Below are 23666 nucleotides of genomic sequence, written 5' to 3'. Positions count from 1 at the left end.
CAAATACGAAAATTACGCATCTCGGCATCATGGATAGTAATTCCACCCGGATCAAGGCTCCGGGTCATGACAGATCAGCTTTCCCAACTCAAAAAGTCTATCGGAAGTCGTGTTCGCTTGGCGCGAAAGATGGCTGACCTCACCCAAGAGGATTTGGGCGCCCAGGTCGGACGGTCGACCGAGGCAATCTCAAATATCGAGCGCGGTGTGAGCTTCCCGCCCATCGAGACCCTGGCAGCCATTGCCCGAGCGCTAAATGTCGAATTGGCTGGTTTCTTTCAGACCCGTGATGGGCAACGTTCACAGCGACGGACTGAGCTTGAAATCGAAATTCAGCTCAAAGTTGCTGCGATGGAAGGTGACCGAGCAGAGTTGGCGTTAAAGCTCATTGACGCGCTGCGCGAATAGCGAAAAACGGCATTTTAAACATCCCTATGGAGTGTGACATTTTTTGCCATCGCGACCGATGAAGTCCAGCGGCCTGTAAAGCAATTTGTTGCCCAGTCGACAACCGGTCCGAAAACTCTACCCGTATCATTCATAGGCTCATGCCCCCAGTGTGCTGAGCAAAAATGCTTGCAGAACTAGTTCGCCAGGCGTCCGCTTCAGTGGAGTGCCGGGTAGTCTCCTCTGATAGCCAACATATCGATGTCATGCTTTCTGGAAATTTCTTGCTTCTAGAGGGGATGGATGAACGCGCAAGGACGAAGTCCGAAGCGAGTTAAGTAGTAATAATAAATAGTGTTGTTTTATTCGTATTATTAAGGGGAGAGTATTTCATACGGAGCTGATCAAAATGCATACGGGCGCATTCAAAAAACACACAGAAAAAATATAGAAATTCATACTGGAGTTTGTGTGTTTTCGAAGGTTACCTTGAAGAACCGCTGCACGATGAAGCACTCCAGTTCGCTGAGGCTTTCGCTAGCGAACTCAACGCTGGGAAGCGCATTTGGCCACGGGACTTGGTTGCGGTCAAATATTGCCACAAGGCATTTTTGGCTAATCGGTGAGAATGCATGAACCTTGCGGGATGCTGTGTGCATTTCGTACCGGCTGATTGCACCCTGGTCCACAAGCGAGGTCAGCGCGCGTCTTACCGTCAACTTGTCTAAGCCGGTCCCAGAAAAATATGGCACGCCGTAGCTGTCGAAATGCGGTTCAGTTCTGTCCATTGGATCACGCATTCCCCGGCTGAATACGTCCAATGGGATCACCTCAATCACTTTCCTCCACGCAAGTGTCCGAGCAGAGATTGCGGCCAAGACTGCGTATTGGCTCGCCTTCAGTTTGCCGAGTAGGTAGCGTTCCATTATCTGTTTGTGGATCGCTCTTAGGTCGGTCATTACTCGTTCGCTCGCGGCATTGGTTGCATCAATTTGTCGCCGCGTTACTAGGGGGCCGCCTGGCGGGTTTGGGAAGGGCATGGGTTGGCTCGCTCCAACGTTGGAAGACACGTCTGTTAAAGTTGGCATCCTAGGGACACCTGCTCTACCGGCGCTCCTTCTTCAAATCAGGAATTGACGAAGTTTCATTCGCCTCTAGCCAAGCTCGCAGTCTTTCGACGCTGTAAAGAATTCGCTTGCCAAGTCTGGTGAAAGGGGGGCCACGACGCTCCATGCGCCATTTAGCCAACGTCGTGCGATGAACGCCTATCTCTTCAGCAAGTTCTTCGGTTGTCAGAAAGCCATCGAGGATAGTAGGGCCAACCTTGCCGCTTCCTGCCTGCCGATCTCTATCGCTTTTCATAGTATCCCTTTCTTGTCAGTGATTTTGTTCACCGATGGATAAGGGAACGATGGCGCAGGATAACTGAAAAAAACGCAGCAGAAATTTTCAGTCGTTTTGGCGACCACCCTTGGGCCTGCCGTTGCGAGCAATTGCCCGCTCCTCGATCCTCCTGTTGAACTCTAAGCCAGCGTCATCGTCTGCGGTCTGCGGATCAACGCGCATTTCCTCCTGCCGATATTGGTGATAGCGGCGGCGCCTATCGGGGTCGTGCAGTCCCTCTTCCTTAAGCGCTTGATCGAGGGGGATCGGTGCCTTCCCGGTGTGCCCGAGATGCTTATCAATCGCTCGCTTGTATAGGGCTTGGTCCTTGTCCTCGAATACGGGTCTGGCAGATGTCGACCGGAGGCGCTTCCGTTCCAAGCGAGTTAGGCCTCTAATGAGTTCTGCATATTCCCGGCACGCTTCGAAGGCCCATTGGGGAATTACCTGATCCCCATCGAAAAAGCTGCTCTTGGGCCGGCCGATTGCTATTACGAGGTACCTGAGGTCGCCAGTCTTGCGGAAAAGCCGTTCGGCATCTAGATATGCGTTTGCATCTAGGCCTTCGGGGACTTGATCAGAGGGGGCGATCTGAATTCTCCTTAGACAAAATGTTTCCGATCAGCTCCGTCGCTGCGCGTTGTGGATCATCTGAGAGATGGGCATACCGTTGCGTGGTTTGGGCTTGGGTGTGACCGAGCAATGCGCCGATCAACGGCAGCGAAGCGCCACTGCTGACGAGCAGCGAGGCGTAAGTATGCCGTAGATCATGGATCCGAACTCCTTGAAGACCGGAAGGTAACGATAGCTCATGCGCTTTCGCAAAGGAGTGTAGCTCAGCCAAAGTCGGCTGCCGATCTAGCAACGTTCCTAATTGAGCTTCTAACTCGGGGAAGCCGACGACTGATCTCCAAATATGGATGGTACCAACGCTGACAAGGTTGTCCCATGTTTTTCTCACGTCTTGAAGCGGACCCACTTTGGTGGGCGACGGGAAGACAAAACGGGTTGAGAGCATTTTTGCCTGGACCGATTTCAGGAGGGCGATGGCAGCTCCCGAAAGCGGCACCTTGTGTACCTTACGCTGTTTTGTGTGGTGAGATGGCTTGATCCATACTTCAGCACCAAAATCGATGTTGGCCCACTCCGCTTTCAAAGCCTCACTTTTGCGGGCGCCTGTCAACATGATCAGTCGAATAGCATCCAAGCTCGTCGATGGTCCGTGAGCATTCATGGCCCAAGCAAGGCTCGCGAGCTCTGCTTTGCCAAGATATCGATCACGCGGTTGTTCTGGATTTTTCCTGACGCCCACAGCAGGGTTTTTCTCTAGCCAGCCCCATCGCACCGCGAGATTTAACGCCTTTCTCAGCACCTCGATCACCCGATTGGCCCTCACCGGTCTGTCGCGCGTTATTTCGCGGTGAAGAGCATCCACATCAGATGCAGTGAGGTCTTTTACTTTCACTTGGCTGAGCCGGGGCAGGATTAATCCCTGCCACATAGACTTGTCGTCCGCTGCCGAGCGTTGTGCCTTGGTTGGCAAGTGCTCGATGCAATAGCGGTCAAAAAGATCTTTGACAGTGGGCGCTGACTTTTCAGCGTTGCGTAGCGAGAGCGGATCACTGCCGAGATCAATCTGCCTTTTCAAATGCGCAGCCTGCTCTCGGGCTCGCGCGACAGACCATTCCGGATATGACCCAATGGTAAGGCGCCGCTCTCGCTTTCCAGCACGATAGTTTAAGATGAAAGCCTTGCTGCCGTGAGCGGTGACGCGGCAACCAAATCCTTTCAACTCGCCACAGTAAGTGATCTTATTGCCGCTTGGGGGAAACGGGAGGGAACGCACGATCTTGTCCGTCAGCTTTTCGCTCATATCGTGTCCGCACTGTGTCCGCAATCTAGTCACTATAGCGTGCGATACATCGGTATTCAACGCAACGTAGTCCACGCTAAATTTAACATGAAAAACAATGCGTTTCGCCTATATACTCAGCAATGCTAGGGTTTTCGTGAACTTGCTGAACTCAGGCTCATAACCTGAAGGTCGTAGGTTCAAATCCTACCCCCGCAACCAACGATAATTGCGAAACCTCCGCAGGCCTTGCCGCGGAGGTTTTTGCATTTTTACCCTCATTCCGCAGTGATCGGCTGTTGCGCCCTCCCGCAACCAACGATTCTTGCGAAAGCAGATTGTCGAGAGCCTCGGCTTCCGAAAGGAAGTCGGGGTTCTTTTTGCCCGCCGCAAAGCGCAGGATCGCCCCGAGATCTCCGCGAAGGACGATCGCCAGTTCGCCGTTGTCAGGCACCAGCGTCACCTCGTCGACCAACGACCGGAAGGTCTCGGCCGCCTGGGCGCGGCCGTTCTCGTCCTGAAGGTGTTCGTAGAGCTGGCTGATCCGCTGTGCGTAGAGCGCAGCCATGTTCGGATGCAGCAGGGGAGGCGGCTCCTTCGCATTGGCCAGCTTCTCCGCCAGTTCGGCCTTGCGGGCTTCCAGCTTCTCGATCTTCTCCTTCAGCTTCAGGGGAGGAACGCCTTGCAGGATTGCGTCGATGGCCTTGTCGAGTTCGCGGTCCGTGCGCTCCAGTTCCCGTTTCCAGCCTTCCAGGTCGGCTCCGCGCTCGATGCGCAGGCGGTTCACCTCCTTGGTGAACTCGTCGCAGAATTCCCTGAACAGCGCGGGGTCCATCAGGTGTTTGCGCAGCCCGTTCAGGATCGAGGCCTCCAGCGCGTCGCGCCGGATGTTTAGCCGGTTGTCGCAGGTGCCCTTGTTGCGTGCCGTCGCGCAGCCGAGCAGATCCTTCGAGATCATCGTATAGCCGCCCCCGCAGCAGCCACATTTGACGAGGCCGGCGAAGAGGTGCTTCGGGCGACGCCGGTCATTCAGGGGGTTTGGACTGGTTTCGACTACATCGTAGGCAAGGCGGCTCTGCCTCGCCTTGACCGCATCCCAGATGTCTTGCTCTATGAGCCGCAGATCGGGCACCTCATGGACGACCCATTCGCTTTCCGGGTTCAGGCGGGATACGCGCCGGCCAGTGTCGGGATCCTTGATATAACGCAGGCGGTTCCAGACAAGCTTGCCGACATAAAGCTCGTTGTTCAGGATGCCGGTGCCGCGCTTCGGGTTGCCGTGGATCGTCGATGGCCCCCATTCACTGCCCTGCGGCCCTGCCACGCCTTCGTGGTTCAGCGACATGGCGATCGTGCGCGAGGACTTTCCGTCAAGATAATCGGCGAAGATGCGTCGCACGATCCCGGCCTCGGTCTCGTTGATGGTCCGATCGCCCCGGATGGCTTCCCCACGATCATCGAACTTCTTCACCACGTCATAACCGTAGCAGAGACCGCCGCCGGATTTGCCATCCTCGACGCGGCCGCGCAGCCCACGACGGGTCTTGTCGGCCAGATCCTTCAGGAACAGTGCGTTCATCGTGCCCTTCAACCCGACATGCAGATGGGTGATCTCGCCCTCGGACAGGGTGAACATCTTCACATCGGCATAGGTCATGCGCTTGAAGATGCCGGCGATATCCTCCTGGTCGCGCGATAGCCGGTCCATGGCCTCGGCCATGATCATGTCGAAACGGCCGCGCAGGGAATCGGAGATCAGGGCCTGGACGCCCGGTCGCAGGATCATGCTGGCGCCGGAGATGGCGTGATCGGTGTATTCCTCGACGACGGTCCAGCCTTCCTTTTCGGCGCGCAGGCGACACATACGCAGCTGATCGGCGATCGACGCGTCGCGCTGGTTGTCGGAGGAGTAGCGGGCGTAGAGCGCGACCTTCATGCGGACACCTCAGTCGGGGAGGCGGTCGCCCGCCAATCGGGCCGTCTCCTGTTGGACGAAATCGCGCGCTGCCTGTCGGGCGAGTTGCCGGACGAGATCGGCGAGGCGGGGGTCGGGCTTGTGGGTGCCAGCAATGCGCGCCACGGCTTCATCCGTGGTCTCCGTGACCAGCCGAAGCTTCGATGCTGTGGTTTGTCGTTGCCGTGCCATTCCTGCGCCGATCCATGACGGTCCCGCACAAAGACTGCACTGCAATTCCAGTGTGTTACAGAGAAGCACCCGGCGGCGTTTGGCGGTGAATGGAGGGCGGGGTCGGGCATTGGCGTAGTCCTGAGCAGCATGGCGTCGCAAAAATACTGGCGCGACGATGTGCGAATTTGCGGCTCGCCAAGAGATTTGAACATCTGCTCGCACAGCGCGACGTTCCAGCCATGTCCTGAGGTCAGTCTAACGCGGAGACGCCGCGCATGGCAATGCGAGAAAATTGGCCGCGCCGATGGTGGCCGCCGGTTCCGACGGTGCCCCCCCTCAGCCCACTCCGTTCCTCACAGGTCCGGCAGGCCGAGGCTGAGTTGCCGGGCAGCATCATCGTCCTTGTCCGCTTCCAGCGAGGAGAGCGTCACGCCAAGAAGCCGCACACCCTTTTCGACCGGGAACAGCGGTTCCAGTAGCGCGTTCGCAATCGCCGAGAGTTCCCCGGCTCCGCGCATGCCGCGCTCGACCGTTCGGCCGCGGGTGATTTGCTGGAAATCGGCGTATTTGACCTTGATCGTAACCGTACGTCCGGTCAGCGCCTTGGCTTCGCAGCTTCGCCAGACCTTGGACGCCAGTGCGTCGATCTCTCGTCTTGCGGGTTCCACGTCGAAAATATCCTCGGAGAAGGTGTCCTCCGCGCCGATCGACTTCCGTTCCCGATGCGGCTCCACCGGGCGATGGTCGATCCCGCGCGAAATGTGGTAGTACCAGTCGCCCGACTTCCCGAAATGCGCGTGCAGGAACTCAGGTGATTTGTCGCGCAGGTCAGCCCCGGTCAGGATGCCCAGCCGCTCCATCTTCGCCGCCGTCGCGGGTCCGACGCCGTGAAACTTCTTCACCGGCAGCGCGGCCACGAACTCAGGCCCCCGCGACGGGGTAATGACCGCCTGCCCGTTGGGTTTCTTCAGATCACTCGCCATCTTGGCGAGGAACTTGCAATAGCTGATCCCGGCCGAGGCATTGAGCCCGGTGACCTCCTTGATCCGGCGACGAATGATCTCCGCCGCCTCCGTCGCGATGGCGATGCCCTGCTTGTTCTCGGTCACGTCGAGATAGGCCTCGTCAAGCGAAAGGGGCTCGATCAGATCGGTATGCTCGGCAAAGACCTCCCGGATCTGTGCCGACACCGCCCGATAGACCTCGAAGCGCGGTTTCACGAAGATCAATTCGGGACAGCGGCGCTTCGCCGTGACCGAGGGCATGGCCGACCGGACGCCGTAGACTCGGGCCTCATAGCTGGCGGCGGCCACCACGCCGCGCGCGGCGGATCCGCCGACCGCGACCGGCTTGCCCCGCAATTCGGGATTGTCGCGCTGCTCGACTGAGGCATAGAACGCATCCATATCGACATGGATGATCTTGCGGATCTTTCCGCGCGGCTCGCCTGCCTCCCTGATCTGCTCTCCCGATCCCGACATGCTTCGTCGTCAACCTGTCGGAGCTGCCGGTTTTTCGATGACTTCAAGCAGGTCGGCGGGCAAAGGTCGTTGCAGGGCCTTCGCCTCGCGCCAGTCGGCCGTCAGCCAGACCTCCACCTCGTCGGATCTGGTCAGGATCACAGGCATGGCTTTTGGATGGATCGGCTTCACCACCTCGTTGGCACCGGTGGTGAGGAAGGCGAAGAGCTCATGTTTGCCCGGTCTGGGCGTACGGTTCGAGCCGCGCGTCCCCTCCCATCGGGTCCAGATCCCGGCGAAGAAGAACAGCGGTTGCGTTTGGCGGAGCGCAAACCAGTAGAGCGGCTTGCGCTTTGTTACCGGATCAGGCGCCTGCCCGTATTCCGAGAAGGCCGTCGCCGGGACCACGCAACGGTGCTCAACCCCGAGCCACTGCTGCCAGTGCCGTATCCAGGTCTTGCGAACATTGGTCACGCCGGTGTCGGGCGCGTCCGGGGTCTTCAGATGCTCGACCGGCGTTGGCATTCCCCATGTAAGGCGAGCAAGCTCCAACCCGCCATCGGTTTTGCGCACGACCGGCGCGGGCCGGTCGGGATAGACGTCGAGGATCGGTTCCAGATTGCCGATACTGTCGTGGGTGAGCGCCACGAAATCCCGGATCGCCTGCTGGTTGGTGGTCAGATTGTAGAGATTGCACAAACCCGCTTCTCCGATTTTGCGGCCATCATACGCCAGAAGTTCCGGCAAGGCTTCCGATCACATCTTTCGGGACTCAGATTGACTCCCGCTGCGCATCGGAACAAATAAAGAACATAACGACAGGATTTGCCCTTGAGAAGACCCGGAGCCTGCCTTCCAGATGCACGAGCGCGCCATCAGTCCAGCCATTGCGGCCCTTCGTGCGCGAATCGCGCAGCTTGAAGGTGATGGCGCTCGCGCGAGGGAAGTGCTGCCCTTCGGCGTTCCGTCTCTGGACCGCAAATTGCCCGGTGGTGGACTGGCTCTTGGCTGCCTGCATGAGGTCGCGGGCGGCGGCAACGGCGCGGTGGACGGCGCGGCGGCGGCCTGTTTCGTGGCCGGGATCGCCGCGCGGACCCAAGGCAAGGTACTGTGGTGCGTCGCGCAGCAGGATCTGTTCGCGCCGGGCCTGGAACAGGCCGGCCTGCCGCCCGATCGCGTCATCCATGTCGAGGCCGGCGATGACAAGTCGACTCTCGCCTGCATGGAGGAGGGCTTGCGGCACGGTGGGCTGGGCGCGGTGGTCGCCGATATTGCCCGGCTGCCGATGACCGCCTCGCGGCGGCTGCACCTGGCCGCCAAGGAAAGCGGCACCATCGGCCTCGCCCTGCGCCGCTGGCGGCGCCAGGCCGAGGCCAGCGACTTCGGCCAGCCGACGGCGGCGATGACCCGCTGGCGGATCTCGGCTCTGCCGTCCCGACCCTTGCCAGTGCCCGGCGTCGGTCGCGCGCGCTGGCTGGTTGAACTGATCCGGGCGCGGGCGGGAGAATCCCTCGATATCGAACTGGAGGCGTGCGATGGCTCGGGTCATCTCGGTCTTCCTGCCGACATGGCCGACAGACCGGCTACGGCGGAAGGCCGGCGACACAACGCCGCCGGTTGAGGCGCCGCTCGTCATTGCAGGACGTGATCGCAACCGCCGCATCGTGACGGCGGCCGACGCGACTGCACAGGCGCTCGGCCTGCGGGTCGGCATGCCCGTCACCAAGGCGCAGGCGCTGGTGCCGGGACTGGTGATTGAACCCGCCGATCCGAAGGCAGATGCCGAAAGCCTTGAACGCCTCGCGCTCTGGGTCTTGCAACGGATCGCGCCGATTGCGGCGGTCGATCCGCCGGACGGGATCGTGATCGACTCGACCGGCGCGGATCATCTGCATCGCGGTGAAGCGGCGATGCTCGATGCGCTGATCGGGCGGCTCACCTTGTCGGGTGTGTCTGCACGGGCCGCCATTGCCGATACCTGGGGCGCGGCCCATGCGCTGGCGCGTTATGGGGCCGATCCGGTGCTGATCGCCATGCCGGGGGACAGCAGCGACATGCTCGCGCCGTTGCCGCTGGAGGCCCTGCGGCTATCGCCCGCGATCCCGGCTGGCCTGCGCGATCTGGGCTTCGCCCGGATCGGCGATCTGATCGGCCAGCCCCGCGCACCCCTGACGCGGCGCTTCGGGCCGGAACTCTGCCGCCGGCTGGATCAGGCTCTGGGCACCAGCGCCGAACCGGTTGAGCCGCTGCGCCCGAAGGACATGATCGAGGCTCGGCGCAGCTTTGCCGAACCCATCGCCGCCGCTGAGACCATCGCTCGCTATATCGGTAAGCTGGTCGCAACGCTTTGCGAGGCGCTGGAGACCCGCGGCCTCGGCGCGCGCCGCCTCGACTTGCTGTGCCACCGCGTCGACAACTGCGTCGAGACCGTCCGCATCGGCTTGGCCCGGCCGGTGCGCGACCCTCAGCGCCTGACCCGGCTGTTCTGCGACAAGATCGAGACCATCGACCCCGGCCTCGGCATCGAGGTCATGACGCTGGCGGCCACGCTGGCGGAACCCATGACCGAACGCCAGGCAGCCAGCAGTCTGATCGAGGCGCCCGAGCCGGACCTGTCGGGTCTGATCGACACGCTTGCCAATCGGGTCGGCGCCCGCGCGATCTATCGCTTCGCGCCGGTGGCGAGCGACGTGCCCGAGCGATCCGCCCGCCGCATTCCGGCCCTGGCGGAAGTGACCGGCGCGGGCTGGCCCGATCACTGGCCGCGCCCCTCGCGGCTGTTACCCCGTCCCGAGCCGATCGAGACCATGGCGCTGCTGCCCGACCATCCGCCGAACTGGATCTCCTGGCGCGGTGTGCGGCGGCGGGTGTGCCGGGCCGACGGCCCCGAGCGTATCTTCGGGGAATGGTGGAAACGCGATGCCGAGCTGGTCGCGGTGCGGGATTATTTCCGCATCGAGGATGATGCCGGAGAGCGGTTCTGGATCTTTCGCACCGGCGACGGCGAGGACGGAGCCACCGGATCGCATCGCTGGTTCCTGCACGGGGTTTTCGGATGAATGCGCCCCGATATGCCGAGTTGCAGGTCACCACGCAGTTTTCCTTTCTGCGCGGGGCCTCCTCGGCCGAGGAGTTGTTCGCCACGGCAGCAGCCATGGGCATCGAGGCGCTGGCGGTGGTGGATCGCAATTCCCTGGCGGGTATCGTTCGCGCCCATGAAGCGGCGAAGGGGGCGGGCGTCCGGCTGATCGTCGGCTGCCGGCTTGACCTGATCTGCGGCATGTCGGTGCTGGTCTATCCGACTGACCGCGCGGCCTATGCCCGGCTGTGCCGGTTGCTGACGCTTGGCAAGGTCCGGGCCGGCAAGGGCAAATGCCATCTCGAATGGTACGATCTGGTCGCTTACGCTGAAGGGCTGATCGCCGTGCTGGTGCCGGACGATCCCGACGGTGAATGTGTGTTCCGGCTGCGTCGTTTGCGTGATGTTTTTCGTGATCGGGCCTATCTGGCGCTGACGCTGCGGCGCAGGCCCAATGACCAGATGCGGCTGTGGGAATTGTCGCAACTGGCGCAGCGGTTCGGCGTGCCGACCGTCGTGACCAATGACGTTCTGTTTCACGAACCCGGCCGCCGCAGGTTGCAGGACGTGGTGACGGCCATCCGCCACAACACCACCATCGACAATCTCGGCTTTCGCCGGGAACGCCATGCCGACCGCTATCTCAAGCCCCCGTCCGAGATGCACCGGCTGTTTGCCCGCTGGCCCGAGGCGCTGGCCCGTACCGTCGAGATCGCGGGCCGCTGCCGCTTCTCGCTCGACGAACTGCGCTATCAGTATCCCGAAGAGCGCGACGATCCGGCGCTGACCCCGCAGGAAACCCTGATGCGGCTGACCTGGGAAGGGGCTGCCAACCGCTACCCCGAGGGCGTGCCGGACGAGGTGACGACAACGCTGCGCCATGAACTGGCCCTGATCGGCAAGCTCGATTATGCGCCCTATTTCCTGACCGTGAACAGCATCGTCCGCTTTGCCCGCTCGCGCGGCATTCTCTGTCAGGGGCGCGGATCGGCGGCAAATTCCGCCGTCTGCTATGTTCTCGGCATCACTGCCATCGACCCCGCCCGCAATGATCTGCTGTTCGAGCGCTTCGTCAGCGAAGAACGCCGCGAGCCGCCTGATATCGACGTCGATTTCGAGCATGAGCGCCGTGAGGAAGTCATCCAGTGGGTCTATGAGAATTATGGCCGTGACCGGGCCGCGTTGACCGCCACCGTGACCCGCTATCGTTCCAAGGGCGCGTTGCGCGATGTCGGCAAGGCCATGGGCCTGCCCGAGGATCTGATCGCGACCCTGTCCGGGCAGTTGGGCCGCTGGTCGAAGGGCGGGCTGTCGGATGCGGATCTGCGGGCGGCGGGGCTGAACCCCGGTGACCGCCGCCTGCGCCTGACCCTTGAACTGGCGGCGCAGCTGCGCGGCGCGCCCCGGCATTTGTCGCAGCATCCCGGCGGCTTTGTCCTGACCCATGAGCGGCTCGATGATCTGGTGCCCATCGAGCCTGCGGCGATGGCGGATCGGCAGATCATCGAATGGGACAAGGACGATATCGACGCGCTGTGCTTCATGAAGGTCGATGTGCTGGCGCTCGGAATGCTGAGCTGCCTGCGCCGGGGGCTGGATCTGCTGGCGGAGCACAAGAGGATCAGCCTCGACCTTGCCTCGATCCCGGCGGAAGACCCGCGCACCTATGCGATGATCCGCAAGGCGGACACTTTGGGCACCTTCCAGATCGAAAGCCGGGCGCAGATGTCGATGCTGCCGCGCCTGAAGCCGCGCACCTATTACGATCTGGTGGTGCAGGTTGCCATCGTCCGCCCCGGCCCGATCCAGGGGGACATGGTCGACCCCTATCTGCGTCGCCGCGAAGGGCTGGAACAGGTCGAATATCCCCGTCCCGAGCTGGAAAGGGTGCTGGGCAAGACCCTTGGCGTGCCGCTGTTTCAGGAACAGGCGATGCGCGTCGCCATCGAATGCGCGGGCTTCACCCCCGGCGAGGCGGACCTTTTGCGCAAAAGCATGGCGACCTTCAAGCACACCGGCGGCGTCTCGAAATTCCGCGACAAGCTGATTACAGGCATGGTCGCCAATGGTTACGAGCAGGACTTTTCTGAACGCACCTTCCGGCAGCTCGAAGGCTTCGGCAGCTACGGCTTTCCCGAAAGCCACGCGGCAAGCTTCGCGCTGATCGCCTATGCCTCGGCCTGGCTGAAATGCTGGCATCCCGATGCCTTCTGCGTCGCGCTGCTGAACAGCCAGCCGATGGGCTTCTATGCCCCGGCCCAGATCGTGCGCGATGCGCGCGACCATGGCGTCGAGTTGCGCCCGATCTGCGCCAATGCCTCGCGCTGGGATTGCACGCTGGAGCCGACCGGCAACGAGGCGCGCTTTGCGGTTCGGCTTGGCCTGCGCATGGTCAAGGGGCTTGCCAATGCCCATGCGGCGGCGATTGTCGCCGCCCGTGCTGATCAGCCATTTGCCTCGGTCGAGGATCTCTGGCGGCGGGCCGGGGTTCCGGTCGCCGCATTGGTCCACATTGCCGAGGCCGACGGTTTCCGCCCGCCCTTCGGCCTTGCGCGCCGCGAAGCGCTTTGGGCGATCAAGGGGCTGCGCGACGAGGAACTGCCGCTGTTTGCGGCAGCCTCGGCACGCGAGGGCCAGACGGTTTCAGAGATATCGGAGCCGTCCATCGCCCTGCGGCCGATGGCGGCTGGCCGCGAGGTGGTCGCGGATTACAGCCATACCGGCCTTTCTCTGCGTCGCCATCCGATCTCCTTCCTGCGCGAGGATCTGCGCAAGCGCCGCATGGTTTCCTGCGCCGAGGCGATGGGCGCGCGCGACCGCCGCTGGCTGGAGACGGCGGGGATCGTGCTGGTGCGCCAACGCCCCGGCTCGGCCAAGGGCGTCATGTTCATCACGATCGAGGACGAGACCGGCATCACCAATGTCGTGGTCTGGCAGAAGGTCTTCGCGCAGTATTGGCGTGTGATCCTCTCATCGAGCATGATTGCCGTCAGGGGTCGCGTTCAGCGCGAGGGAGAGGTCGTGCATCTCGTTGTCCATCGGATCGTCGATCTGTCGCGAGATCTGGCGAGCGTTGGGCAACGCGACGTGGCGACGGTCGGGCAGCAGGGGCCGGAGGCCGACAGCATCAGGGTGAAGGCGCGGGATTTCCGGTGAAGGGGCAGGTTCCGGAGACCGGGCGGGGAAAAGCCTTCCCCCTGGTCGGCACTGCGTTGCCGACGCACCCCCATCAGCGGGGAGACCCCGCAACGCCCCCTGAGAGTTCGAGTGCGGGCGGGTTTTCCGTGACGGGTTAAGGACTGGAGGAGTGGCCTCCGGCGCCCGTCGCGGAGATCATCCCGATGGCCAGACAGGACCGCGCCCGTGAAGGCGGCGCCCGCAGCAATCTTTACGACGACATCACCGGCAAGATCATCGCCGAGCTGGAGGAAGGACGGCTTCCCTGGGTCCAGCCTTGGGGGACTGCGGCGAAAGCGCCGCTTGCCATGCCGCGAAACGCCGCGACCTCGCGGCAGTATTCCGGGATCAATGTGCTGATCCTCTGGGGCGCCGTGGTCCAGCACGGCTATCCGACCCAGCATTGGCTCACCTATCGCCAGGCGGCAGCCCTCGGCGGCAACGTCCGTAAGGGCGAGCACGGCACGACGGTCGTCTATGCCGACCGCTTCACCCCGGAAGACGAGAAGCGCCGAGCCCGCGAGACCGGTGAAGAACCGGGACGCGTCCCGTTCCTGAAGCGCTTCACCGTTTTCAACACCGCGCAATGCGAGGGCCTGCCAGAAGATATTGCCGTGGAGGCGCCACCACCGCCGCCCGGTATGATCGAGCCGAAGGTCGAGGCACTGATCCGCGCGACCGGGATCGATTTCCGCATCGGCGGAGATCGCGCCTTCTATGTGCCGGCACTCGATTATGTGCAGGTGCCGCCGCCGGCCGCCTATTTCGAGCCGATTAACTGGCACCGGACGGCGCTGCACGAGATGGGGCACGCCACCGGCCATGCCTCGCGCCTGGGGCGGGATTTCTCGGGCAGTTTCGGCACGAAGAAATACGCCTTCGAGGAGCTGGTCGCCGAGATGAACGCGGCATTCTGCTGCGCCTCGCTTGGTATCGTGCCGACCGTGCGCCATGCCGACTATATCGGCTCCTGGCTGGAGGTGCTGCGCGAGGACAACCGCGCCATCGTCCGCGCAGCTTCTCAGGCCAGCAAGGCGGCCGACTGGCTGCTGTCGCATCTGCCCGACGAAGATGCCGGGGAGCCGGTTCCGGCTGCAATCGAAGGGAGGGTCGCGGCATGATCCTTTTGACCGGAACACAGCGCGACCGGCTTCTGGCCAATGGTCGCCAACGTGATGTGGATCACATCCCCGTCGTGAAATTCTTCAACCCCTTCGGCGCGGGCGTCTGGCTCGCCACTGAGCTGGATCCGGGCGGCGACATCATGTTCGGCCTGGCCGATATCGGCTACCCCGAACTTGGCTCGTGGAGCCTGGAAGAGCTGCGCAGGGTCCGATTGCCCTTCGGCATGGGGATCGAGCGGGATCTGCTCTTCACCGGGGATTTCCCGATCTCGGTCTGGGCGGAGGCTGCGCGGGAAGCCGGCAGCATCCGTGCGGCGGAGCGAGCCCTCTACCGCGCCGGTGCGGCATTCACCTGCACATCCGCAGATACGGAAAGCCAGGATTCCTGATTTCCGGCTGTCGGCTTTGTGGCCTGGCGTCGCGCTCTTCAGAGGAAGAGGGCGGCGCTTCGCTTCGTGACGGGTTGGAGGTCGAGAGAGAGGCTCCCGGCCGCCCGTCGCGGAGAAACCACCATGGCCAAAGCTGCCAGGAAGAAGCCCGTCGCCCCGATGATCGTCTTTTCGCGGGCGCGCGACATTCCGTTCAACCGCATCAGGCTGTCGGACAGCAATGTCCGCGAGACCGATGTCGAGGCGGGTCTGGACGAACTTACCCATGACATCGACCGGCGCGAGGATCTCGTGCAGGGTCTCAATGTCCGCGCCATCCTCGACGAGGACGGCAATGAGACCGGCGAGTTCGAAACCCCGGCCGGCGGCCGCCGCTACAGGTCCATCGCGCGCCTTGTCGAGGCCGGTCGCTTCCCGGCCCAAGGGCTCGTGCCCTGCATCGTCAAGAAGGCCGACGCCAAGACCTCGGCCGTGGACGACTCGCTGGCCGAGAACCTGCTGCGCCTCGCCCTGCATCCGCTCGACCAGTTCAAGGCGTTCAAGCGGATGTTCGACATGGGCATGTCGAAGGAGGAGATCGCCGACGCATGGCGGACCACCCCGCGCTACATCATGCAGCGTCTTCGCCTCGCCACCGTCGCGCCGACGCTGCACGACGCCTATGCGCGCAACGAGATGACGCTGGCGATGCTGGAAGCCTTCACCGTCAACCCCGACCACGAGCGCCAGCAGCAGGTCTGGGAGCGCATCAGCACGTCGTGGCAGAAGGAACCCTGGCAGATCCGCAACATGCTGACCGAGACCACGGTTCCGGCCGCCGACAAGCGCGCCCGCTTCATTGGCGTTGACGCTTACGATGCGGCGGGTGGCCCGGTGCTGCGCGACCTCTTCTCCGAGGAGAACGGCGGCTGGTTGCAGGACGTCACGCTTCTCGACCGGCTGGTCGACGAGAAGCTGCGCACCGTCGCCGACGAGATCGCCGGTCAGGGCTGGAAGTGGATCGACGCGGCGGTCGAGCTGCCCTACGGCCACACCAACGGGTTGCGCAGGCTGGTCGGCGTGACCCAGGAACTGACCGACGAGGAACGCGCCACCCGAGAGGCGCTGCGCGACGAGTATGACGAACTCGAAGCGCAGTATGCCGAAGCCGACGAGCTGCCCGATGAGGTCGATCAGCGGCTCGGGGAAATCGAAGCCGAGCTGGAAGCCTTCGAGAATCGGCCTGTCACCTTCGCGCCGGAAGACATCGCTCGTGCCGGTGTCTTCGTCAGCATCGGCCGCGATGGCGAGTTGATCGTCAGCAACGGCTACGTCCGCTCCGAGGACGAACAACCCGAGACCGTCGATGGCGAGGATGCCACCGAGGGTGCGGACCCGTCCGATCCCGATGCCGTGCAGCGCGCGGTCATCACCGTCGGCGGCGAGCCCGTCCCGGACGCCGATGAAGAGGAGGACGATGCCGTCAAGCCGTTGCCCGAGCGACTCGTGACCGACCTGACCGCCTGGCGGACGCTGGCGCTGCGCAATGCGCTTGCCGAGAATCCGCGCGTCGCCATGACGGCGCTGCTGCACAAGCTGGTTCTCGATACTTTCGAGCGCACCGCCACCTCGGGAACCAGCCTCTATGCCGCCGTGCGTCACATCTATCTTCCCACGGATGCGACCGGGCTCGCTGACAGCGCCGCCGCGAAGATGATCGACGAGCGCGCGGACGCCTGGCGGGGGGACATTCCCTCCGGTGATGACGACCGGCTCTGGGACTGGATCGACGGTCTCGACGATGCCAGCCGCCTGGCGCTGCTTGCGCATTGCGTCAGTTTCGGGGTCAACGCGCTTTACGAGCGGCCCAACCCCTATTCGGGGAATGGCATCTCGCAGCACGGTCTCGACCGCCGCATGGCCGAGGCCGAACGGCTGGCACAGGCCACCGGCCTCGATCTCGTCGAAGCGGGCTGGAGGCCCACGGTCGAGAACTACCTGGGTCGCGTGACCAAGACCCGCATCATCGAGGCGGTGCGCGAGGGCGCCGGCGATCGCGCGGCCGATCTCATCGCGCATCTCAAGAAGGGCGATATGGCGAAGGAGGCCGAACGGCTCCTGGCCGATACCGGCTGGCTGCCGGAGCCGCTGCGCCCCGCCATCGAGGCGCAGGCCGTGGATGGCGCGACCGATCAGGACGAGGACAGCGTGGCGCTGCCCGACTTCCTCGCCGGTGGCCATGAGGACACGGCCGAGGCCGCCGACGATCCAGAGGCCCTCGTCGCCGCCGAGTGACGCGCAGCAGCGGGGCGGCCTCCGCCGCCCCGCATTCCATCCCTTCCATCTGAAGGCCCGGCATCTCGCCGGGCCGCTTTCGTTTCAGGAGCAAGATCATGTCCGCTTCCCTCATTTTCGACATTGCGCCTCTCGGCTCGCTCGTGGCCTATAGCGACGGCCAGCCGAAACCGCCCGCACGTTTCACCAAGAAGCTCGCCGCGTGGAAATCCCGCAACGGGGCCGGTCGTCTCGTGCGCAAGGAACCGGGCCGCGAGCGCCCGACCTACACGACCACGCCGTCCTTCACCCTGCATGAAGGCGATTTCGGCGAAGGCGGCATCATTCTTATCACCGTCATGCGCAGCTACGGCATCGACAGCGATCTGAGCTTCCGGGTGATCGAACGCCCGAAGATCGGTCAAGTCCGCGTTGTGCAGGATGTCGGAGAGAACGTCGAATTGCTGCACCTCGCGGAGAACCAAGAGGCGGCCGAACTCTGGCTAGCCAGGAACGGCTACACCCGCGCGCGCCTCGAGGAGATCACCGCCGACGAGGCAGGCGCCGACGCCGTCGAGGGTCGAGCTGCCGCGTGACGTTCGCCGATCCCGTTCATCCGGCCCGCTTGTCCCGTGACGGCGGGCCTTCTTCGTTTCAGGAGAACACAATGGCCATTCCCGATCCCGTTCGAACGAACTTCGACACTCTGCTTCGTGCTGCCGATGACGGCAATCTCGCCCTTATGGAATGCCTCGACGCCGCGACCCGTGAGACACGCTATGTCCTGTGCGCGGTCGGCCGCGACGAGGGTGATTACGTCTTCACGCCGTTCGGCCATCTCGCAAGCGGCAACCCCTATGACGCCTATCTGCCGCCGGATCCCGACGATCCTGCCGGCTTTGTCGAGAAGGCCGAAGATGGGGGCGCATCATGATGACGGTCGATGAAATCTTCGCCGATGACCGCCGCAATCCGCCATCGGAGCGCTCGCTTCCCTGGGAGGAAACCCGCAACGGCGTCACCGTCATCGTGGAACCGAAACCGCATTGGGCCGAGGACATGCGCGCCTTCCGGCTCGATGCCCGCGAATACTGCCGCTATGCCGACTGGACGGCCCATGGCGCCCGGACGCGCTTTTTCGGTCATATCGACACCTCCGGCGACGATGTGATGATGAAGGCCCGCGCCATGATCGCCCGCGAAATCGCCGATGGGTTCTGGGACTGACCGGCCCTGAAAGCCGAACCTTGCACACGGGGCTATCGGGTATCGCTGCACAAGCAGCGATGGATCGAGTTCGAGCTTCACCATTGCGCCAACTCCTTGGTGTTGTGGGGGCAACGGGTTCCGTCCCCGGCCTGAAACACACCCTGAATATCCGCCGGCAACGAGGCTGGCGCAGCAAAGCATCTGCGACGGGTTTCCGGCACCGGCTCGACGCAAAGCACCATCCCCCGCTTCCATTCGCTAACCTTGGTCCGACCGTCTCTTTGCATTCAACCCCGGTGGGGTCGGCTTACGCGCGCGTGCCGCCCTCGGGGATTCGGAAAGAATCCGAACGCCCGAGGGTGATTGCAGATCCGGTCAGACACTTCGGGCGCCTGTCGCGCGGGGGATGGTCCCCCGCCTCCAAAGACAGGAGCCGGAACCCATGTCCTACGCAGATGCCACCGCTTTCGCCGCCAGCCTCGCCACCACGCTGATGGTCGTGATCGTCGTGTTCCAGGCCGGGGACGGCACCCACGGCGCCATGCCCGCCGACGAGTTCGACGGCGACGAAGAGATGGTGAAGCTCGAACTCGATCCCTTCGGCTGAGGCGCGAAAGCGCCTCCGCCCGACGGCCCGGCCCGCGTCAGGCGCAGCCGGGCCTTGTGCCATGCGCAGGCTGCGCATCGCCAGCGGCGGTGCCGAGGCCTCGCCTCGGCTCTGGAAAGGGAGAGTTGGGCCGGGATCGGGGCGAGCCTGGCGGAAGGAGAGGAGAGCGCCGCCGGGCCATATCATCCCGCTCTCCTGGAGGATCATCCAATGACCGATACCGACAAACCAGCCACGCCGGAATTCGACATGGCCGCCAGCGTCGCGCGCTTCTTCGCCGAGCGCGATGAGCGCAACCGTCGCGCTGAAGCGGTCCGTCCCGACAACAAGACGGCGCTGTTCGATGCGCTGGCCGCCGCAGGCATCACTCTCGTGACCGTCACCTTCGACGGTTCTGGCGACAGCGGCCAGATCGAGGACATCACCGCGCAATCGGACGACCGGACCGTGGACCTGCCGCAGGGCGAGATCACCATTGCCACGGTGGCATGGGGAACCGACAAGGTGACCGCAATCTCAATGGGCGTTGAGGCGGCCATCGAACAGCTCGCCTATGACTTCCTCTCGGAAACCCATGGCGGCTGGGAGAACAATGATGGCGCCTATGGCGAGTTCAGCTTCGATGTGGCGGCGCGCACCATCACGCTCGACTACAACGAGCGCTACACCGCCACCGAATTCTACAGTCACGAGTTCTGAGGGGGCGGAAATGGCACATCCCTATCATCATGCGCTCTCGTCGGTGAAGAAATGGGGCGGCACGGTCGAGGATTACTTGCCCATCCATAGCTGGTTCGATGCCAGCAAGGAGATCCTGGCCGATTTTCGTCATCGCGCGCTTCGCCACCATGCCGAGGGCATCTTCATGGCCGAGACCATTTTCGGGGCGACGATCACCCTGTCCACCGGCAGGGTGATCCCGGCCCGATGGGTCGGGGAGCAGCATGTCCGCGAGGATCTGGGCCGTATCCCGTCCTTCGCCGATTGGGCGCGGGCAATCCACCCGGCGCCTTGGATGGGGCGGACGCAGCGGATCGAGGCGGAGGTCGATCCGCATTGCGTCAATGGCCGACTTCAGGAAGAAGTCTGAGCAGTCGCGTCAGCCTCCCCCTTATGAAAGCCTCTTGCCATGCTCAGCCATATCGTCATCTCCGTCCTGCTCTGCACGGCTTCCTGCGAACCGGCGGAAATCCGCGTCTGGGACGGTGACTCGATCCGGCTGGGTATGGGACAGCAGTCCGAAGCTGTTCGGATATTCAACATCGACGCTCCCGAAATGGAGGGCCGCTGCATCCATGAAACCGACCTTGCCCGGCAAGCGAAGATCAGGCTGGCGGAAATCCTGCAAGGTCGGCGGGTCGAAATCCTGCGTCAGGGGACCGACCGCTATGGCCGGACCCTGGCGGCGATACGCGTCGAAGGCCGCGATGTCGGCGATATTCTCGTCGATGAAGGGCTGGCGAGAACCTGGGCCGGGCGGCGTGAGCCCTGGTGCTGATCGCCGGATCGTCCCGCCGAGGTGCGGGACGATCCACCGTCGGGACGGGAGAGTAAGAGTGCGGGCCGGTTGGCCGTGACGGATTGTGAGGCGGGAGAGGGGCTTCCGCCGTCCGTCGCGGAGCATTCCCCATGAGCCTTTCCCACCACACCACTTTCGCCTCGATCGGCGAAATTGTCGCGCGACAGATCCTGCCCCGGCTGCGTCATGCCCAGAAGCTGCCGCTGCGCATCTCCTGCATCGGTATCGCCAGCGATGACGAAAGCGATGACGTCGGCGGCTTCGACCGCACGCTCGTCATCGGCCAGTGCCAATCCCCCGAAGAGGCGCTGATCATCGCCAGCCAGCGCGTTGCGCGCGGTGATTTCCGCGTTGGACAGGGCGATGCGCTGCGCTTTCGCCCCCGCGTCATGGTCATTCAGGACAACGAACTGGGCCTTGTCCTTGCCGGTGAGGTCCGGGCCGGGATCGTGCTCTGGCAGCATCCGGTCGCCTCCGACGCCGAGGCTCGCCGCACCGTCACGGAGGCCAGCCGTCTGCGGGGCATGGCCTTCACGGCATCCGGGCGCGGCGATGCGGTATCGGCTCGTGATCTCCGCCACCGCGCCAGCCTGCTCGAGGCGCGGCTGGTCGATCCCTTCTGGCGCGAGACGACTGCCGATCTGCTGCGGCTGCCACAAGCTGCCTGACCTGTCGCCCCTTTCCATCCACTAGGCCCGGCCCCGCGCCGGGCCTTCTCGTTTCAGGAGCCTGACATGGCCGACTACTTCACCCATTTCTCCTGCCTGCTCGACGTGGGCAGCCCCGAGAACGCCGCCCGCGCGCTTGATCTCTACAACGCGCTGGCGCGCGAAAACGCCGCCGAAGATCCGCCCTCGGACGGCTTCATGCTTTCGATCCAGCCCGAACATGGCGGCACCCAGCTCTGGATGCGCGATGACGGCACCGGCGATCCCGAGCATGTCATCCAGTTCGTCAAACGCTGTGCCGCCGCGTTCGGCCTGACCGGGCTATGGGGGATGCAATACGCCAATACCTGCTCACGTCCGAGAATCGACGGGTTCGGGGGCGGCGCGCATGTCCTCGACCTCGCCACCGGCGAGACGGTGGACTGGATCTACACCGACGGTTGGCTTTCCACCGTTCTGGACGGGGGCGACCCCAATGCCTGACGTCATCGAAACCACGGTCTATCGGCTCGACGAGCTTTCCGAAGCCGCGAAAGACAATGCCCGCGCCTGGTATCGCGAGGGCGGCTTCGACTACGATTGGTACGATGCCGTCTATGAGGATTTCCGGCGGATCGCGGACATCCTCGGCATCCGCATCAAGAGCCGCACCGTCCGCCTCATGGGCGGCGGCGTGCGACAAGAGCCTTGCATCTGGTTTACGGGCTTCTGGTCGCAGGGCGATGGCGCCGCGTTCGAAGGCCACTATTCCTATCGCAAAGGCACGGCGGCGGAAATCCGTACCTATGCGCCGAAGGATGTGGAGCTGCACCGCATCGCGGATGCCCTGCACCAGGCGCAACGCCGCAACTTCTACCAGTTGACCGCCGAGGCGACCCATCGGGGGCGATACTATCACGAATACTGCATGGCGATCTCGGTCACCCGCGACAGCCCGACCTGGCAGGACATGACCGCCGATGCCGAGGAGACCATCATGGAGGCATTGCGCGATCTCGCCCGTTGGCTTTATCGCCAGCTTGAGCGCGAATACGACTACCTGACTTCGGATGAGGCGGTCGATGAGGCCATCGTTGCCAACGAATACAGCTTCACAGTTGATGGAAAGCGCTTCGGTTGAAACCCTTCTGCGCTGCCTCACAGAACCGACAGCAGGTCCGTCCGTGAGAAGTCGTCGCCGACGAAGAGCAACGGGCAGCCGCGTTCGCTGGCGACCTCATAGGCGAAGCAATCCTCGTAGTTGAGTCCGGCGGGATGAACGCCCTTGCCCCAGCGGGCATAGGCTTCGGCGATCCTGCGTGCCGAGGCTTCAGTGACGGAGACCACCTCGAACCCAAGGCCCTCGACCAGGGCGGCGATCTCTTCACCGACATTGCGCCGCCCGGCGACGATCAGCGCCTCGGCCACTGTTCCGGCCGAGATCAGCAGGCCGTCTGCCGCCTCGATCGCCACCATGCAGGTCTCGGCCTGCGGCTCGTCCAGCACGATGGCCATCAGCGCCGAGGTATCGACGGCGATCATGCCGGCATCCCGTCATCCCCGTAGAGGAAATCCTGGCTGCGCGCGGCAGCCGCGCCGGGCAATGCCTTGCCCCGCGCCGTGCCCCGGACCCGCTCCATCAGCGCGCGCCGGCCTTTCGGGGTCGCCACCACGGCAACCGGCACGAGGCGGGCGACCTCGTGGCCCCGCCGCGTCAGGATCACCTCGTCGCCGGCTTCGGCCCGCTTCACCAGTTCGGTGAGCTGCCCCTTCGCCTCGGTGACAGAAACCCTCATCGCATATCACTCCAGATGTTCTCCGCTATTCTGCACAAGATGGTCCAGATAATGGTCCACTTCAAGCCCCCAGAGCGAAAGGAGGGCCGGGAACAGGTGCCCCCGGACGGGTTGAGAGAGGGTCGTCCGGCAGGTGCCCCTTTCCCTCTCGGAGACCGATCATGGCTTTGCCCGAACTTGCTTCCCAATCCGCAATCCGCGTCCCCGACGAGCGCCGCATGGACTTCCTGCCGCGCCTTTTTGGCCGGCGCCTGCTCATCATCGGCGAGCATACCGTCTTTCGCTTCATGGAGATACTCAGCCCCGGCGATTACGGCGGCGGGCTCTGGGATTTCTACGAACGCGCCGGCCAGCCGCTCTATCTCGCGCCGACCTCAAAGCCCCGTTGCCGCCTGTTCTGCGAAGGCAACGGCTTCGAGGGCGAGGTCTCAAGCGATGCCGCCGGGATCATCGCCACGCTCTTCGCCTTCTCGCATCTTTCCTTCCGCTACGATGACGACGAACTCGCCGAGGGCTATGGTCGCCTCTACGAGCATGCCGCCGATCACGCGGAGGCGGCGGCGATTTTCCAGGCCATCGACTGAAACCCACAAGCGCCCAGCCTGACGGTCGGGCGCTTGTTTCATGCCTGCTTTCGCCACGGCTTCAGAGCGAGA

The 23666-nt window shown here is 63.4% G+C and carries 27 protein-coding genes; 18 read left to right on the top strand and 9 right to left on the bottom strand.

Annotated features, from left to right (window positions below):
• Positions 1 to 66 precede the first annotated feature (66 nt).
• The gene (locus tag DQG18_RS13090) at positions 67 to 408 is read left to right on the top strand and encodes a helix-turn-helix domain-containing protein (RefSeq protein WP_090596843.1); all 342 of its coding nucleotides are present in this window, start codon (positions 67 to 69) and stop codon (positions 406 to 408) included.
• A 434-nt stretch (positions 409 to 842) separates the two neighbouring features.
• Here the strand turns inward: DQG18_RS13090 and DQG18_RS13085 are convergent, their stop codons facing one another.
• The 7 genes from DQG18_RS13085 to DQG18_RS13045 form a co-directional block, all read right to left on the bottom strand.
• Positions 843 to 1346 (bottom strand): hypothetical protein, encoded by a 504-nt coding sequence (locus DQG18_RS13085; protein WP_090596844.1) that lies wholly within the window; start codon positions 1344 to 1346, stop codon positions 843 to 845.
• 145 nt (positions 1347 to 1491) lie between these two features.
• Entirely contained in the window at positions 1492 to 1749 is a 258-nt protein-coding gene (locus DQG18_RS13080) for a helix-turn-helix domain-containing protein (RefSeq protein ID WP_090596845.1), read from the bottom strand.
• Between the two features lie 598 nt (positions 1750 to 2347).
• On the bottom strand, positions 2348 to 3643 hold the full coding sequence (locus DQG18_RS13070; protein ID WP_116654697.1) for a tyrosine-type recombinase/integrase: 1296 nt from the start codon (positions 3641 to 3643) through the stop codon (positions 2348 to 2350).
• A 157-nt stretch (positions 3644 to 3800) separates the two neighbouring features.
• Positions 3801 to 5558 (bottom strand): recombinase family protein, encoded by a 1758-nt coding sequence (locus tag DQG18_RS13060; protein WP_116654718.1) that lies wholly within the window; start codon positions 5556 to 5558, stop codon positions 3801 to 3803.
• Positions 5559 to 5567: 9 nt separating this feature from the next.
• Positions 5568 to 5702, bottom strand: a complete 135-nt coding sequence (locus tag DQG18_RS16655) for a hypothetical protein (RefSeq protein WP_281270418.1) — start codon at positions 5700 to 5702, stop codon at positions 5568 to 5570.
• 401 nt (positions 5703 to 6103) lie between these two features.
• Positions 6104 to 7231, bottom strand: a complete 1128-nt coding sequence (gene dinB, locus DQG18_RS13050; protein WP_066816363.1) for a DNA polymerase IV — start codon at positions 7229 to 7231, stop codon at positions 6104 to 6106.
• Between the two features lie 9 nt (positions 7232 to 7240).
• On the bottom strand, positions 7241 to 7909 hold the full coding sequence (locus DQG18_RS13045; protein ID WP_116654717.1) for an SOS response-associated peptidase: 669 nt from the start codon (positions 7907 to 7909) through the stop codon (positions 7241 to 7243).
• Positions 7910 to 8069: 160 nt separating this feature from the next.
• Here DQG18_RS13045 and DQG18_RS13040 point away from each other — a divergent pair, with 160 nt between their 5' ends.
• From DQG18_RS13040 to DQG18_RS12965, 16 genes are all read left to right on the top strand, one after another.
• The gene (locus tag DQG18_RS13040) at positions 8070 to 8831 is read left to right on the top strand and encodes an ImuA family protein (RefSeq protein ID WP_116654696.1); all 762 of its coding nucleotides are present in this window, start codon (positions 8070 to 8072) and stop codon (positions 8829 to 8831) included.
• Entirely contained in the window at positions 8746 to 10269 is a 1524-nt protein-coding gene (locus DQG18_RS13035; protein WP_116654695.1) for a Y-family DNA polymerase, read from the top strand. The genes DQG18_RS13040 and DQG18_RS13035 overlap by 86 nt, the downstream gene beginning before the upstream one ends.
• Entirely contained in the window at positions 10266 to 13445 is a 3180-nt protein-coding gene (locus DQG18_RS13030; protein ID WP_116654694.1) for an error-prone DNA polymerase, read from the top strand. The genes DQG18_RS13035 and DQG18_RS13030 overlap by 4 nt, the downstream gene beginning before the upstream one ends.
• A gap of 185 nt (positions 13446 to 13630) precedes the next feature.
• A complete protein-coding gene (locus tag DQG18_RS13025) occupies positions 13631 to 14587 on the top strand; it encodes an ArdC family protein (RefSeq protein WP_116654693.1) in 957 nt (318 codons plus the stop codon).
• A complete protein-coding gene (locus tag DQG18_RS13020) occupies positions 14584 to 14979 on the top strand; it encodes a DUF2958 domain-containing protein (RefSeq protein WP_116654692.1) in 396 nt (131 codons plus the stop codon). Before DQG18_RS13025 ends, DQG18_RS13020 begins: the two co-directional genes overlap by 4 nt.
• A gap of 123 nt (positions 14980 to 15102) precedes the next feature.
• Positions 15103 to 17253 (top strand): ParB/RepB/Spo0J family partition protein, encoded by a 2151-nt coding sequence (locus DQG18_RS13015; RefSeq protein ID WP_116654691.1) that lies wholly within the window; start codon positions 15103 to 15105, stop codon positions 17251 to 17253.
• Positions 17254 to 17351: 98 nt separating this feature from the next.
• The gene (locus DQG18_RS13010; RefSeq protein ID WP_116654690.1) at positions 17352 to 17828 is read left to right on the top strand and encodes a hypothetical protein; all 477 of its coding nucleotides are present in this window, start codon (positions 17352 to 17354) and stop codon (positions 17826 to 17828) included.
• Between the two features lie 71 nt (positions 17829 to 17899).
• On the top strand, positions 17900 to 18166 hold the full coding sequence (locus DQG18_RS13005) for a DUF6117 family protein (protein WP_116654689.1): 267 nt from the start codon (positions 17900 to 17902) through the stop codon (positions 18164 to 18166).
• Complete coding sequence (locus DQG18_RS13000; protein ID WP_012092597.1) at positions 18163 to 18459, top strand: hypothetical protein; 297 nt, start codon at positions 18163 to 18165, stop codon at positions 18457 to 18459. Before DQG18_RS13005 ends, DQG18_RS13000 begins: the two co-directional genes overlap by 4 nt.
• 424 nt (positions 18460 to 18883) lie before the next feature.
• Entirely contained in the window at positions 18884 to 19048 is a 165-nt protein-coding gene (locus DQG18_RS12995; protein WP_166507195.1) for a hypothetical protein, read from the top strand.
• Positions 19049 to 19258: 210 nt separating this feature from the next.
• Positions 19259 to 19747: a DUF6878 family protein gene (locus DQG18_RS12990; protein ID WP_012092608.1), complete on the top strand. Its 489-nt coding sequence runs from the start codon at positions 19259 to 19261 to the stop codon at positions 19745 to 19747.
• A 10-nt stretch (positions 19748 to 19757) separates the two neighbouring features.
• Positions 19758 to 20138 (top strand): DUF6915 family protein, encoded by a 381-nt coding sequence (locus DQG18_RS12985; RefSeq protein WP_012092609.1) that lies wholly within the window; start codon positions 19758 to 19760, stop codon positions 20136 to 20138.
• Positions 20139 to 20177: 39 nt separating this feature from the next.
• The gene (locus tag DQG18_RS12980) at positions 20178 to 20546 is read left to right on the top strand and encodes a thermonuclease family protein (RefSeq protein WP_012092610.1); all 369 of its coding nucleotides are present in this window, start codon (positions 20178 to 20180) and stop codon (positions 20544 to 20546) included.
• A 131-nt stretch (positions 20547 to 20677) separates the two neighbouring features.
• On the top strand, positions 20678 to 21235 hold the full coding sequence (locus DQG18_RS12975; protein ID WP_039194755.1) for a hypothetical protein: 558 nt from the start codon (positions 20678 to 20680) through the stop codon (positions 21233 to 21235).
• Between the two features lie 66 nt (positions 21236 to 21301).
• Complete coding sequence (locus DQG18_RS12970; RefSeq protein WP_012092612.1) at positions 21302 to 21718, top strand: hypothetical protein; 417 nt, start codon at positions 21302 to 21304, stop codon at positions 21716 to 21718.
• Positions 21711 to 22355, top strand: a complete 645-nt coding sequence (locus DQG18_RS12965) for an antitoxin of toxin-antitoxin stability system (RefSeq protein ID WP_116654688.1) — start codon at positions 21711 to 21713, stop codon at positions 22353 to 22355. The genes DQG18_RS12970 and DQG18_RS12965 overlap by 8 nt, the downstream gene beginning before the upstream one ends.
• Positions 22356 to 22372: 17 nt before the next feature.
• Here DQG18_RS12965 and DQG18_RS12960 read toward each other — a convergent pair whose 3' ends face one another.
• Both DQG18_RS12960 and DQG18_RS12955 read right to left on the bottom strand, forming a co-directional pair.
• Entirely contained in the window at positions 22373 to 22756 is a 384-nt protein-coding gene (locus DQG18_RS12960) for a type II toxin-antitoxin system VapC family toxin (protein ID WP_116654687.1), read from the bottom strand.
• Complete coding sequence (locus DQG18_RS12955) at positions 22753 to 23010, bottom strand: type II toxin-antitoxin system Phd/YefM family antitoxin (RefSeq protein ID WP_116654686.1); 258 nt, start codon at positions 23008 to 23010, stop codon at positions 22753 to 22755. Before DQG18_RS12955 ends, DQG18_RS12960 begins: the two co-directional genes overlap by 4 nt.
• A 161-nt stretch (positions 23011 to 23171) precedes the next feature.
• On the opposite strand from DQG18_RS12955, the gene DQG18_RS12950 reads away from it, so the two are divergent.
• Positions 23172 to 23594, top strand: coding sequence for an antirestriction protein (locus tag DQG18_RS12950; RefSeq protein ID WP_012092616.1), 423 nt, complete (start codon positions 23172 to 23174; stop codon positions 23592 to 23594).
• Positions 23595 to 23666: the final 72 nt, after the last annotated feature.

It is taken from the genome of Pelagibacterium sediminicola, from assembly GCF_003390885.1.
Classification (GTDB): Bacteria; Pseudomonadota; Alphaproteobacteria; order Rhizobiales; family Devosiaceae; genus Pelagibacterium; species Pelagibacterium sediminicola.
This window is presented reverse-complemented; position numbering and strand designations above follow the sequence as displayed.